The sequence below is a fragment of the Pseudomonas sp. A1230 genome (assembly GCF_044218825.1).
GTDB classification, from domain to species: Bacteria; Pseudomonadota; Gammaproteobacteria; order Pseudomonadales; family Pseudomonadaceae; genus Aquipseudomonas; species Aquipseudomonas iridis.
Genome location: NZ_CP162582.1, coordinates 3,628,848 through 3,642,226 on the forward strand (window position 1 = coordinate 3,628,848; position 13,379 = coordinate 3,642,226).

The window sequence follows — 13,379 nt, forward strand, 5'->3', positions numbered from 1 at the left end:
GCGTCAGGCTGCAATGTTCTGGTTTAGATTTGGCGCCGATTCAACGCCGAGATCTACTGTCAGATCTGACAGGTTTTATGACCGCCTGTCGGATTTACAGGCCAGCTTTACCCGGTATCTCGGGTTCCACCTCAAAACGCGGGCTGATAACCCAGGCCGAGTGTGATCCCTCATTTCCTCCGGCCAGCGTCTGGCTGAACCGCACCCATTGACCGCCCAAGCTCAGGGGGGTCGCGGCCTGGCCTCGCCAGCCATTGCCAGTGACGGGAACATCCGCCAGCCACTTCTGATCCGGGTCGTACCAGCTCACTATCTCCCCGACGCCTGTCCGCCCTCGTCCGGCAAACAGCAGCGGATTCTCGACCCGACGCCCTGCCGCCGGGATATCGATGGACGGAACAAACGTGCCCAACACCACTGGACGCTGTGCGGCTTCAGATTCGAATTCATCCAGCGCCGATGTCACTTCCAGGCTGTGCATACCGCCGGTTTGAGTGAGCACAAGGTTCATCGACCAGGTACGGTCCGCCATGACTGTAGCGCTGGCTTGTACGGCGCCGAGTTTCACCTTGACGGTGTCGCCCGGCACGCCAAAGCCCGACACCACCACCCGCTGCCCGATGAGCTGGCCAGCAACCGGCGTCTCGACAAAAGGCGCCGCCGGGACGACGCTGTATTGCACAGCGTCCGTGAACCTTGAATGGTGCTGCGTGCCGTCCTCTTCAAAACTCTGCAGGGCTCGAATGTTTTTGACGCCCACCGGCGATGCCGCCTCGCGCTCCCACTGACCATCCGCCCTCACGACAATGTCCTCTAGCCAAGGTTTGGTGGCGCCCACCACCCAGACCTGGACCCGCGCTCCTGGCCGGCCCAGCCCTTTAAGCTTCGCGGTTCGGGGCAGTTTTCCGCCCGCTGTCGGCTGAGTGATTTGCGGCGGCAGCACCACCACGTTGAAGTTGAGCCGCTTGCTCTTGGAGACGCGGTTCTTGTCGCTCTGGTGTGCTTCGATGCCGTATGACCTGAGATTCAGGCTGCGGACGAGGACCTCCCAATCCCCATCCGAACTCAGCACTTGGGACGCAGACAAGTTTTTGTCGTACACCACATCACGCACCTGCATCGTGGCGCCTTTCATCCCGCCGGAGCCCTTGATCACGAGTTCGTGCCCCACGTCACTCTCTTCGCTGGGGTGAGTGATGACCGGAGTGATCATGGACCTCAAAACCGTGAAGGATTTCGTCGTGACAGTTGAGGTCTGGGTAGCAACGGTTTGACTGACGGTGATCGTGTAAGTGATGTCGTGCTTGAATTCGGTGGGGCGGCGGAAGGTCCAGATACCTGCGGTCCCGGTTGCGTTATACGGAGCGGGGTCGTCATTGAACGCAATGTTCACCAGCGCATTCGGCCAACAGGTGCCGCTAAAAGTCGGTGACAGACCGTCCTCGACTGGCAAATCAATAGTCGGAGCCTGCGGCGGGATGGTGACGGGATGTTTAACCCAATTAAGCGACTGATGCCTGTCCAGAAACTGCTTGATATGCACTTCCCGGTTGAGCGTCGGCCCCCACTGTTGACTGGCTTTGCTCTGCCATTCCCCATCCCGCACGACCACCTCGGGTGCGGCCTGACTGCCGCCGCCGGGGTTGAAAAGCCTCACGGTGGCACCGGTAAAACCCTTGCCGCTGAAGGTCGGCTGATAATCATCAGTGGAACTCACGGCATACACGTCGGGCAGTGAATTGTTGATTTCGAAGTTGTATGGCAACGACTCGATCCAGCCGCTGGCATTGTCGGAAACCTTCTGCAAAATGCTTGCAGGGAGCTTGCCGAGCGGCAAGTCAGTCGCCTTGATTTCCCATTTGCCATCTACGGCAACAACCGGCTGTGGCAGGGTGACCTGCCAGCCCTGGACGGTGATCACAACCGTTGCACCGGGGTAGCCAGTGCCAGAGAAGGTTATGGATTTGTCGATCATTTCGACATTGACATCGGCAATTTTGGGGGGGCGAACTTTGAAGGCGCGCGGTACACCACGCCCAAATCGCACACCGTTCACAACCGTCTCAGGTACAAGCGATATAGGTCCTGGGCGCAAGTCAAGACGCACATCCCAGGTGGGGGTCGCCGCTTTCCAACCCAATCTGCCCCCCCCATCCTGCAAAATTTCGATTACTGCGCCCCAAACTCCACGGTCGCCCGAAATAGTAGCGGCCATTTCAAGCGTTGATCCGGAGGCTGGATGAGTTATTACTGGCAACCCAAAAGCTTGCACGGTATATGGCTTCGAGTAACGGAGTTGCGACCCCTTGATTTGGAACTGTAATTGAATCTGCAATTGCTCCCAAGATAGTGGCGTATCTGGCCTTAGCGGAAGCGACCAGTTCAAACCTACAACTTTTCTCTCTGACAATTTGAAAGAATGATCAGACGCTTTAACCACTACTAGAGTAGTACCGGAGGCAGCGGTTCCTTTAAATTCCGTCATCACTGCAGCTTCTACTGGACTGGTTAAAACGGCTGCAGCTAATTCGACACAAACCACCGATGGCGAAATCCTTTCAACTAAGCCAGGTAGTTTCTCATGGATTCTGAAATGTCCTGGCTTGACACCCGAATTCAAAGTCAACATCCACTTACCGTCGGACCCAACAGTAACAGCATTGGTTATCTGTTGCCCCGCGACATCCTCTACAAGGTATACAGTACTGCCCCACACAGCACTACCTGTGAGTTGCCTTTGAATAATATAACCATCATCAAAAGTGGCCGGTGGTTCCACAAGAACACGTTGAATTCCTGCTTTCGCAGGTCCCCCCCAAATACTCCAATAACCCTCAAATTGGCCAGTACCGTCTTTCAGACCGGAAACGTAAATCGAAAGCCACTGACCTGCCTCGAACAACTGAGGTTCAAGAACAACTTCGACATTTGGCCCCCTACGATAATTTATCCATACCTCATACCTTCCAGCGAAACCCGAAGGAATGCGAAATCTTAGCTGCATATTATTACTGACCAGCATTTGAAAGTTTTCATGATAAAACTTTAACGGAGGGGCCGGATTATCTTTAACAGTTGACGCGACAGTATCAGCATTTCCGACATGATCGTTATCCCCGACCACGGGCGAATCCTCTGGATCATTATCTATTGTTACTTTGATATCCGACATGTCGCAGTTCTCTCTTTGTACTTTTGGGCGGGATGACTTTCAGTTAGCTTTTAAATACGCCAAAAAACCTGCGACCCACACCTGTAAAATCTGACAGTCCCGACCAACGGTAATTATTCCCACAAGGCAATCCGGTCGCGTCCTTCAGCTGCCAACACGCGGCTACGTTGCCTTGCGCCTTTGCCTACACATCCCTCAGAATCCGCCGGCTTGTGCGCTTTGCTGACGCCCCGTAACTTGGTCCGTGCCGCTGCCAATCAGTGGTCGGGTTTAGTCGCCCGGGAGTAACGCGAAGGTGCATAAGCGTCATCAAGTCGGGTATTCCCTATCCCCGCACTCGATGGTGGCTGTGCGCAGGGCGCCCTCGGGCGCGCCGGTTTTCGCGTTTCTCCCGGTCGACTAACCTGCGTTCAGCCGCCACCCCCTCGTTTAGTCGCGAGACGGTGGCAGCCCTATTAAAGGAAACGCGATCATGTTCAAAGACACTCCAAATCCCCCCGAAACCGGCGACTCGGTCTCCCCCTACGAATCAGCCGATTCGAAAAAACTTCACGAAGCCGCCGAGAAAGCCCTCGACCATTACCTCAAACCCGCAGCGCCGCCCTCGCGCAATTCCGTGGATCGCGGCATGCAGATGTTCATGATCGCCCCCGATCTCAATCCCGAAGCCGTGGCCATTCAGACGTACGAGACGTTTTCGTCGGTGAGCATTCTGTTGCTCGATCTGGCAGACAGCCTTGAAGACAAACCGCGACATCTGGCGATGGCGATTTATCAGTTGAGCGAGATGGGTTTGTTGCTGGCGGAGAAGACGCTGGATAACGAGCGGGCTATCAGTATTTCTGGCTGAAGATCAAAAGATCGCAACCTGCGGCAGCTCCTGCTGGATGAACATCAATCCTCTGTAGGAGCTGCCGCAGGCTGCGATCTTTTGCTGTTGAGGTTCAGGCTGAGGCCGGCAACGGCTGAAAACTGAAGTACTGGCGCAACGCCTCGACCAGTTGCCCGTATTCCGGGGGCGGTCGTTGCAGGATGAAGCCGGCGTCGTAATGCAGTGGCGTCGCGTCTTCGTGGCACCACAGGCAACACGCGGTGAAGTCGATCACCTGATGACAGCCATCGTCGCCGGGGATTTTCAGGCGCAGATTGAAATCCACACCGATCATCATCGGCAACTGGCTGATCAACATCAGCCCGTCCGCGGACACATTGCCGAGAAAGCCGATGGGTTTGTCGGTGACGCTGTTGAATACTTTCAGGAAATACGGCAGCTGATGCCGTTCGATGCGGCGGTCGGTAAACATGCGCAGTTCGCCATGCAAGGCTCCATCACAGAGCCGCGCTTTTGCTTCGGAACGTGCTGTACGACAGAGACGACACAGGCACGCTCTCCCCGCTTCCGGTGTGACGGTCGCTACCTCGCCGCCACATTACAACTGACCAGTCGCAGGTGTTGCCCCGGATTAGAGCCTCGGCTCTAAAACCAGATCATTCGACTATAGCTCAGGCTGTACAACCGGCCAGATTTTGTATGACAACTGCCATCAAAAGCGCGTTGGACGCACCACGGCTGCCGCACTGCGCGTCGGGTAGTGGCCCAGGCTCTGCAGGGTTTCCAGACGCGCACGGGCGCGGTAGGCGTATTCGCTGTTTGGATACGAAGCGATGATGAATTGATAGGTCTGCGCCGCGTCGACAAACATCTTTTGTCGCTCCAGGCACTGGCCGCGCATCATCGACACTTCCGGCCACACGTACGGGCGGGCACGGCTGGCGCGTTCGACCTTGGACAGCTCGAGCATCACCTGCTCGCAATTGCCCCGGTCATAGGCGCTGTAGGCGTTGTTCAAATGATGGTTCATCGACCAACGGGTGCAGCCCGTCACGGCGAGGACGCTGAGGGCAAGGGCGGCAATGGGCAACAATCGCATGGGGGTTCTCCTGTCTTGAGCTCTGTATCGACCCATGGTCGGAAATCTTCAGGTGCGTTTGTCCCAAAGTTGCCGGGTTCAATAAAGAAAACAATAAGTAGTGCAAACGAACAATGACTACACCCTCGGAGCATAGTAGCCTCTGCCTGCGCTTGAACTCAGGAGTCTTTGCATGTCCGTCCGTCGTACCAAAATCGTCGCTACCCTTGGCCCGGCCAGTAACTCGCCGGAAGTTCTCGAACAGCTGATTCTGGCTGGTCTGGACGTCGCCCGTCTGAACTTCTCCCACGGCACCCCCGACGAGCACAAGGCTCGCGCGAAGCTGGTGCGTGACCTCGCTGCCAAGCACGGCCGCTTCGTTGCCCTGCTGGGTGACCTGCAAGGCCCGAAAATCCGTATCGCCAAATTCGCCAACAAGAAGATCGAGCTGAAGATCGGTGACCCGTTCACCTTCTCCACCAGCCATCCGTTGACCGAAGGCAACCAGCAAGTGGTCGGTATCGACTACCCGGATCTGGTCAAGGACTGCGGCGTGGGCGACGAGCTGCTGCTCGACGACGGCCGCGTGGTGATGCGCGTTGATACCGCCACGGCCACCGAACTGCACTGCACCGTGACCATCGGCGGCCCGCTGTCCGATCACAAAGGCATCAACCGTCGCGGTGGCGGCCTGACCGCACCGGCCCTGACTGAAAAAGACAAGGCCGACATCAAGCTCGCCGCTGAAATGGAAGTCGACTACCTCGCGGTGTCCTTCCCACGTGACGCCGCCGACATGAACTACGCCCGTCAACTGCGCGACGAAGCCGGCGGCACTGCCTGGCTGGTAGCGAAGATCGAACGCGCCGAAGCCGTGGCCGACGACGAAACCCTCGACGGCCTGATCCAGGCATCCGACGCGGTGATGGTTGCCCGTGGTGACCTGGGTGTGGAAATCGGCGACGCCGAGCTGGTAGGCATTCAGAAGAAAATCATTCTGCACGCACGCCGCCACAACAAGGCTGTGATCGTTGCGACCCAGATGATGGAGTCGATGATCCAGAACCCGATGCCGACCCGTGCCGAAGTGTCCGACGTGGCCAACGCCGTGCTCGACTACACCGACGCCGTGATGTTGTCCGCAGAATCGGCTGCCGGTCTGTATCCGCTGGAAGCTGTGCAAGCAATGGCACGTATCTGCGTCGGCGCTGAAAAGCACCCGACCGGCAAGACCTCCAGCCACCGCATCGGCAAGGAATTCACCCGCTGCGACGAGAGCATTGCGCTGGCGACCATGTACACCGCCAACCACTTCCCGGGCGTCAAAGCGATCATCGCGCTGACCGAAAGTGGCTACACCCCGCTGATCATGTCGCGCATCCGTTCTTCGGTGCCGATCTACGCGTTCTCGCCGCACCGCGAGACTCAGGCGCGCGCAGCGATGTTCCGTGGCGTGTACACCGTGCCGTTCGACCCTGCTTCACTTGAGCCGCACGAAGTGAGCCAGAAGGCGATCGACGAACTGGTCAAGCGCGGCGTTGTGGAAAAAGGCGACTGGGTCATCCTGACCAAGGGCGACAGCTACCACACCACCGGCGGCACCAACGGCATGAAGATCCTGCATGTGGGCGACCCGCAGGTCTGAGTGATCAACTGCCGAACAAAAAACCCGTCATGAGAATGACGGGTTTTTTTTGGGCCTTGCATGGCAGTCAAGGTGTTGCGGGCGCGACGGCACGATGTGGGTGAGGCTCGGTTTTCTGTTGCATTCAAACTGGCTTCACTCTTTGCAATTCGCCCCTGTCAACTGTCATATCTGACAGTAGAAGCAACCTGTTTTTAGGTATCCACTGCATGTTCCTGCGGCGATTTTCGTCGAGGCCACAGGATCCTCTTTATGCAGAAGGAGTCGCTCATGAACATGCAACATTTGAATAATGCAGGGAAGCTCGATCTGGACTTTGGTAATAACGGCGTTATGCGAATCGACGTACCGGGTCATCCAGATATCTACATTTCAAGCGTAGGAATCGGACCGGACGGGAAAATCTATTTCGCCGGCACCACCACCCCCTTCCAAGGGGAGCGCCTATACCTCCTCGGCCGGTGCAATTCAGACGGCAGCATGGACAACGAGTTTGGTAATGAGGGCTTTGTCACGGGTGTGATTGACGGTTTTGACGTTACTTATTGCCAGGGTTTCACTTTTCAAGCGGATGGAAAAATACTGATCGCTTACCGTTTAAGAGGCGATCGGGTCGCAGACGGGATGGGCGTTGCCAGGTACGACATGTCAGGCCAACTCGATCTGGAGTTCGGTACCAACGGTCGTACGCTGATCGATATTCAACTGTCGCCGCTGGCCGCAGAAGCACCACCAGAAGAGAAGAGCGCAATTGGCAGCAGCGGGGCCAGTGCCAGTGGCATCCAGGCGCTGGCTGACGGAAAAATTCTGGTCTTCAAATCCACCGGGTTCAACGGTCGAAAAACGGTCGGGCTGATAGCCAGGCTCGACAAAAACGGCGCTCTAGACCTGAGTTTCAATCAGGTTGGCTACGTCACCTTCGCTCATCCCGACGCCCTTACATACAACACGACTTTGCGAAGCATCATGGTCCAGGCCGATGGCAATTACCTCGGCTGCGGGAATGTGTTTAGCGATGCGAAAAGAGCTGGCATGTTCGTGCGTTACGACACCACGGGGAAACTTGACCCGACATTCGGCAACGGCGGGTTTGTCATGGTGGAGGACGCTCAGTCACCCAGATTCAACGCCATGGTCCAGCAGTCCAATCAGCGAATTCTCGGTGTAGGCGAAACACCTGTGAGAGCTACCGGTGATAGCGCCGCCGTGATGTTCAGCCTCGAACGCGATGGCAGCCCGAACATTCAGTTCAACGGTGGCAAGCCACTGTTTACCGAGCTGGGCGAAGGAGCCGCTACAGCCTGGTTGGCGGCGGGTATCCAGAAAGACGGGAAGGCAGTCACAGTCGGGGGGCTCGGCGAGCCGAATGGAGAAGTTGACATCGCCTTGATGCGAACGATTGATGGCACGCTGGATCCGACTTTCAATGACGGTCAGGGTTGGGTAACCACTCACCTGGAGAGTGGCGTGGAGGTGGCAACTGGCATGGCTTTACAGGACGACGGCAAGATCCTGATCTGCGCAGACATGCCCAACAGGAAAGGGGCGCTGTTGCGCTACCACGGCTGATCATCCCGGGGACTTGCGTCATTGCAAAAGCCTCGCTGTTTGACGGCGGGGTTTTTCAATACATGGACGGACCTGATGATCGACTGAACCGCCCCTTTCGCGAGCAAGCTGGTACCAACCTCTGGGAGCTGGCTGGCCAGCAATGGGGGTGGCCAGAGCAACGAAATTTCAGTGTCGTTTGATAAACCCGGTCAACGCCGCCAACGCTTCCGGCGAACGCAGCCGCTGGGTGAACAAGGCGCCCTCCTCCTCGATCACTTTGCGGATCAACTCGCGATCCGGTGCTTTCATCAATTGCTTGCTGATGCGCACGGCTTGCGACGGTAGCTCATCGAAGCGCAACGCCATCTCCCGAGCCTTGGTCAGTGCAGCCTCGCCACTGCCCAGCGCCTCTGTCGCGATGCCCCAGTCGGCGGCCTGTTCACCGCTAAACCCTTCGCCGAGCAACAGCAGTTCGCACGCTTTGGCGTGCCCAAGCATGCGCGGCAAAATCAGGCTGGAACCGAACTCGGGGCATAAACCAAGGTTGACGAACGGCATGCGCAGTCGCGCATCGCGGCTGACGTAAACCAGATCGCAATGCAGCAACAGTGTCGTGCCAATCCCCACCGCCGCCCCCGCCACAGCAGCGATTACCGGTTTGCGGCATTCGAGCAGGTTGAGCATGAAGTGAAAGACCGGGCTGTCGAGGTCGCCAGGCGGCTGCTGGATAAAGTCAGCGATGTCGTTGCCGGCAGTGAAGCACTCGGCGCTGCCGGTGATCAGCACGGCGTTGATTTCGGGGTCGCTGTCGGCCTGCTTCAACGCCTCGGCGAGACGACTGTACATCGCACGGGTGAGGGCGTTTTTCTTGTCGGGACGGTTCAGGCGCAGGGTCAGCAGACCGCGTTCGCGTTCCAGCAGGATGGTTTCGGTCATGGCATGTCTCGCTACGAAAACAAGCGCTCAACCACGGCTGAGAAATACATCGGCCAGCAGTTGATTACGCGGCAGTCCGGCCAGGTACAAACGCTTGGCAAAGGCGTCGACGCTGGCAGTTGAGCCGCAGACTAAGGCCAGGGTTTGCCGGGAAACAAGGCGCAGTTGCGCCAAAGCGGCGGCTGACTCGGCCGCCGTCCACAGGTCGATCGTGAGGTTTTCACGCTGGGCAGCCAGTGCAACAAGGGGTTTGGCCAGATAGTGTTCGCTGGCGTCATGGGCCAGGTGAATGACACGGATGGCGCCCTGGTGATCCTGGCGCAAGGCTTCGCGCAACACACCAAACAACGGACCGAGCCCCGTACCGGCAGCCAGCAGCCACAACGGTCGGGTGTGCCAGTCGGGGTCGTAATGCAGCGCACCGCCGCGCAATTCGCCGAGGCGGATCGGGTCGCCGATTTGCAGGCGTCGCGCCGCATCGCAGAATTCGCCGGGTTGGCGACAATCGAGGTGGAATTCCAGAAAACGATCTTCTTGCGGCAGGCTGGCCAGCGAATAGGGCCGCGCGATGTGGTTGATCCACAGCACCAGATGCTGTCCGGCGCTGTAGCGCAGCGGCCGTTGCACACTCAGGCGCAAGCGCAGGACGCTGTCGCTGAGCCAGTCCAGCGCTTCGACGATGGCCGGGTGGCCATCCTCGATCGGGTCGAACGTGTGCACCTGCAAATCTTCGATTACCTGACACTGGCACGCCAGACGCCAACCCTGCTGGCGCTGCTCGGCGCTCAGGGCGTCCGGCCGATTATCCGCCGGCAAGCCTTGCACGCACTGCACCAGGCACGCATGGCAACTGCCGGCGCGACAACTGTAGGGCACGGCCACACCGTTCTGATTAAGGGCGTCGAGCAAATTGCCGCCCGCCGCCACCGACCATTGCCGGTCACCGACGCGAAGTTCAGGCATCAACGTTCTCCCACGCGGCCGCACAGCGATTGCGCCCGTCACGCTTGGCCCGATAAAGCGCCTGATCGGCGCGTTGCAGGGCGTCATCGAGGTCATCACCCAAGGCCAGCAGCGTCATGCCAGCCGACAGACTGAGATTACGCACGTTCAGGCCGACCAGTTCAACATCGGTGAAAGCAATGCGCAGACGTTCACAGCAGGCAGTCAGACGCTCGGCATCGCAATCGGGCAGCAAGACGACGAATTCCTCGCCCCCATAGCGCGCCAGTACGTCGCCGTCGCGCAGGCACGCCTGGGCGACACCGGCAAACGCCTGCAATACCTGATCGCCAGCGGCGTGACCGTAGAAGTCGTTGATGCGTTTGAAGTGGTCGAGGTCGATCAGCGCCAGACCGTGCACGGCATCATTGTCCATCGCATTCAGTTCACGCGAGGCCAGACGCAGGAAGTGCCGACGGTTGAACAGGCCAGTCAGTTCGTCGGTGGCCACAAGGTCTTCGAGCTGACGCATCATTCCGCGCAGGGTGTCCTGATGCGCTTGCAAGGCAAACCGGCGCTGGCGCATGCGTTGACGCGATACCTGAACAAATCGCGCGTAAAGCACCAGCCACGCCAGCACCATCGCCAGGATGCACACCTGCAATGCCGCGAGCGCAGGCTCCGGCAAGCGCAAGTGGTAAGCGTCCCACAAAGTAATTGCACAGAAACTGAAGAACACCAGCAACGCACAGCGGATGAACGCCCGCCGGCTCAGGTGAAACAGTCCAAACAGCAGGATCAGCACGTAGAACACCAGAAAGGCGCCACGCGCTTCATCCAGATGAGCGATCAGCCAGGTCTGCCAGCCGAGTCCGAGCAACACTTGCGTTTCGGTCATGCTTGGATCGTCAAAACGCTGGTTGCAACCCGACCAGAACAGGCCAAACAGGATGGCTTGACTGATGACTACGAGCGCGCTGCCGACGGCAATGGTGCCCAAGGACTGGTCGTAATGCCCGGTGAAAAACGCCAGCCACAGCAGCAGTAAAGCCAATCCATAGGTGGCTGCAGCGAGGGCGAAGCGTTTGAGCAAAAGACGTTGAATGGCGTTATGGGTCAATCGTTGACTCACCGTGCGATTGGAGGCTGACCGAGTGTCCTACCCTACAGACCGGCTGCCACTTTAGAGGCGTAGTCGATAAATGACCACCGATTTTCGGGCCCGAAATTTGACGTCAAAAGTGTGGCCCGCATGTATCGCCACAAGTCCCTCACCCTAGCCCTCTCCCAGAGGGAGAGGGAACTGACCGCGTTGTTTTCACAAGCTGCACCGACCTGAGATACCGAGCCGAACCCAGCTTCAAACAACACCAGGATCAGCGCCCTTCCCCATTGCCCTCTTGGGGGAGAGGGGGAAGGGATTTCAAGTTGCAAATGCAATCCCCATCAACTCGCCAACACATGCGACCAACGAATGACTGCCGGCGCGTGTATGCCCCACCGAGGCGCGGTATACTGCCGCGCCTTTTTAGCGTCGCGCCAGCAGCCCCGGCGTGCCCGGCCCGAAGGGCCAGCTTCAAGTTGCAAGCTCCAAGCCGCAAGCTGAAGCAGTCCGCGTACTGCTTTGAACTTGCAGCTTGAAACTTGAGGCTTGTAGCTGCCCCATAGAATGTTCCCGTCTTTTAGAGGAGCGCGACTCATGACCGTGATCAAGCAAGACGACCTGATTCAGAGCGTTGCCGACGCCCTGCAGTTCATTTCCTATTACCACCCGGTGGATTTCATCCAGGCGATGCACGAAGCCTACCTGCGCGAAGAATCGCCAGCGGCCCGTGATTCGATGGCGCAGATCCTGATCAACTCGCGCATGTGCGCCACTGGCCACCGCCCGATCTGCCAGGACACCGGTATCGTCACCGTGTTTGTGCGTGTAGGCATGGACGTGCGCTGGGATGGCGCCACCATGAGCCTGGACGACATGATCAACCAAGGCGTGCGCCAGGCTTACAATCTGCCGGAAAACGTCCTGCGTGCCTCGATCCTCGCCGACCCGGCGGGCGCTCGTAGAAACACCAAGGACAACACCCCGGCCGTCATTCACTACTCCATCGTCCCGGGTAACACCGTGGAAGTGGACGTGGCGGCCAAGGGCGGCGGTTCCGAGAACAAGTCGAAAATGGCCATGCTCAACCCGTCCGATTCGATCGTTGACTGGGTACTCAAGACCGTTCCGACCATGGGCGCCGGCTGGTGCCCACCGGGCATGCTGGGCATCGGTATCGGCGGCACCGCCGAGAAAGCGGCGGTGATGGCCAAGGAAGTGTTGATGGAGTCCATCGACATTCACGAGCTGATCAAGCGTGGCCCGTCCAACCGCATTGAAGAAATGCGTCTGGAGCTGTTCGAGAAGGTCAACCAGTTGGGCATCGGCGCCCAGGGCCTTGGTGGCCTGACCACCGTGCTCGACGTGAAGATCATGGACTACCCGACCCACGCCGCCTCGCTGCCGGTGTGCATGATCCCGAACTGCGCCGCCACCCGTCACGCGCATTTCGTGCTCGACGGTTCCGGCCCGGCCTCGCTGGAAGCGCCACCGCTGGACGCCTACCCGGAAATCGTCTGGGAAGCCGGTCCTTCGGCTCGCCGCGTCAACCTCGACACGCTGACCCCGGAAGACGTGCAGAGCTGGAAGCCGGGCGAAACCGTCCTGCTCAACGGCAAGATGCTCACCGGTCGCGATGCTGCGCACAAGCGCATGGTCGAGATGCTGAACAAGGGCGAAACCCTGCCGGTAGACCTCAAAGGTCGTTTCATCTACTACGTCGGCCCGGTTGATCCGGTCGGTGACGAAGTGGTTGGCCCGGCTGGCCCGACCACTGCAACGCGGATGGACAAGTTCACCCGTCAGATCCTTGAGCAGACCGGCCTGTTGGGCATGATCGGCAAATCCGAGCGTGGTCCGACCGCGATCGAAGCGATCAAGGACAACAAAGCCGTGTACCTGATGGCTGTCGGCGGCGCCGCTTACCTGGTCGCCCAGGCGATCAAGAAATCCAAGGTACTGGCGTTCGCCGAGCTGGGGATGGAAGCGATCTACGAGTTCGAGGTCAAGGACATGCCTGTCACCGTTGCGGTGGACAGCCAAGGTGAATCGGTACACATCACCGGTCCTGCGATCTGGCAAAAGAAGATCAGCGAGAGCCTGGCAGTAGAAGTGCAGTAA

Annotated in this window: 10 protein-coding genes; 4 read left to right on the forward strand and 6 right to left on the reverse strand. The window is 58.5% G+C overall.

Annotation, left to right across the window (positions count from 1 at the left end; genetic code table 11):
- Positions 1–94 precede the first annotated feature (94 nt).
- Positions 95–3,172 (reverse strand): hypothetical protein, encoded by a 3,078-nt coding sequence (locus tag AB4P97_RS17040; protein ID WP_395601380.1) that lies wholly within the window; start codon positions 3,170–3,172, stop codon positions 95–97.
- Between the two features lie 472 nt (positions 3,173–3,644).
- On the opposite strand from AB4P97_RS17040, the gene AB4P97_RS17045 reads away from it, so the two are divergent.
- A complete protein-coding gene (locus AB4P97_RS17045; protein ID WP_047302805.1) occupies positions 3,645–4,022 on the forward strand; it encodes a DUF6124 family protein in 378 nt (125 codons plus the stop codon).
- 94 nt (positions 4,023–4,116) lie between these two features.
- Here AB4P97_RS17045 and AB4P97_RS17050 read toward each other — a convergent pair whose 3' ends face one another.
- Together AB4P97_RS17050 and AB4P97_RS17055 are read right to left on the reverse strand one after the other, a co-directional pair.
- Entirely contained in the window at positions 4,117–4,476 is a 360-nt protein-coding gene (locus AB4P97_RS17050) for a PilZ domain-containing protein (protein WP_042562190.1), read from the reverse strand.
- A gap of 240 nt (positions 4,477–4,716) precedes the next feature.
- Positions 4,717–5,103, reverse strand: a complete 387-nt coding sequence (locus AB4P97_RS17055) for a tol-pal system YbgF family protein (protein WP_042560673.1) — start codon at positions 5,101–5,103, stop codon at positions 4,717–4,719.
- Positions 5,104–5,275: 172 nt separating this feature from the next.
- On the opposite strand from AB4P97_RS17055, the gene pyk reads away from it, so the two are divergent.
- Both pyk and AB4P97_RS17065 read left to right on the forward strand, forming a co-directional pair.
- Positions 5,276–6,727, forward strand: coding sequence for a pyruvate kinase (gene pyk / locus AB4P97_RS17060; RefSeq protein ID WP_042560674.1), 1,452 nt, complete (start codon positions 5,276–5,278; stop codon positions 6,725–6,727).
- A 270-nt stretch (positions 6,728–6,997) separates the two neighbouring features.
- Complete coding sequence (locus AB4P97_RS17065) at positions 6,998–8,296, forward strand: hypothetical protein (protein WP_395601381.1); 1,299 nt, start codon at positions 6,998–7,000, stop codon at positions 8,294–8,296.
- 168 nt (positions 8,297–8,464) lie between these two features.
- Here the strand turns inward: AB4P97_RS17065 and AB4P97_RS17070 are convergent, their stop codons facing one another.
- The 3 genes from AB4P97_RS17070 to AB4P97_RS17080 are packed head-to-tail and all read right to left on the reverse strand — an operon-like array spanning position 8,465 to position 11,276.
- Entirely contained in the window at positions 8,465–9,214 is a 750-nt protein-coding gene (locus AB4P97_RS17070) for an enoyl-CoA hydratase-related protein (RefSeq protein ID WP_047302809.1), read from the reverse strand.
- 27 nt (positions 9,215–9,241) lie between these two features.
- Entirely contained in the window at positions 9,242–10,177 is a 936-nt protein-coding gene (locus tag AB4P97_RS17075) for an iron-sulfur-binding ferredoxin reductase (protein WP_200612354.1), read from the reverse strand.
- Positions 10,170–11,276 carry a GGDEF domain-containing protein gene (locus AB4P97_RS17080; RefSeq protein ID WP_273877554.1) on the reverse strand — a complete coding sequence of 369 codons (1,107 nt, stop codon included), beginning with the start codon at positions 11,274–11,276 and terminating at the stop codon, positions 10,170–10,172. Before AB4P97_RS17080 ends, AB4P97_RS17075 begins: the two co-directional genes overlap by 8 nt.
- Before the next feature lie 579 nt (positions 11,277–11,855).
- Between AB4P97_RS17080 and AB4P97_RS17085 the strand changes: the two genes are divergently transcribed.
- The gene (locus AB4P97_RS17085) at positions 11,856–13,379 is read left to right on the forward strand and encodes a fumarate hydratase (protein ID WP_042560679.1); all 1,524 of its coding nucleotides are present in this window, start codon (positions 11,856–11,858) and stop codon (positions 13,377–13,379) included.

What these genes read in the sequence shown, in the direction of transcription:
- AB4P97_RS17040 (WP_395601380.1), bottom strand. Translation starts at nt 3,172, where the DNA reads ATGTCGGATATCAAAGTAACAATAGATAATGATCCAGAGGATTCGCCC.
- AB4P97_RS17045 (WP_047302805.1), top strand. Translation starts at nt 3,645, where the DNA reads ATGTTCAAAGACACTCCAAATCCCCCCGAAACCGGCGACTCGGTCTCC.
- AB4P97_RS17050 (WP_042562190.1), bottom strand. Translation starts at nt 4,476, where the DNA reads ATGTTTACCGACCGCCGCATCGAACGGCATCAGCTGCCGTATTTCCTG.
- AB4P97_RS17055 (WP_042560673.1), bottom strand. Translation starts at nt 5,103, where the DNA reads ATGCGATTGTTGCCCATTGCCGCCCTTGCCCTCAGCGTCCTCGCCGTG.
- pyk (WP_042560674.1), top strand. Translation starts at nt 5,276, where the DNA reads ATGTCCGTCCGTCGTACCAAAATCGTCGCTACCCTTGGCCCGGCCAGT.
- AB4P97_RS17065 (WP_395601381.1), top strand. Translation starts at nt 6,998, where the DNA reads ATGAACATGCAACATTTGAATAATGCAGGGAAGCTCGATCTGGACTTT.
- AB4P97_RS17070 (WP_047302809.1), bottom strand. Translation starts at nt 9,214, where the DNA reads ATGACCGAAACCATCCTGCTGGAACGCGAACGCGGTCTGCTGACCCTG.
- AB4P97_RS17075 (WP_200612354.1), bottom strand. Translation starts at nt 10,177, where the DNA reads ATGCCTGAACTTCGCGTCGGTGACCGGCAATGGTCGGTGGCGGCGGGC.
- AB4P97_RS17085 (WP_042560679.1), top strand. Translation starts at nt 11,856, where the DNA reads ATGACCGTGATCAAGCAAGACGACCTGATTCAGAGCGTTGCCGACGCC.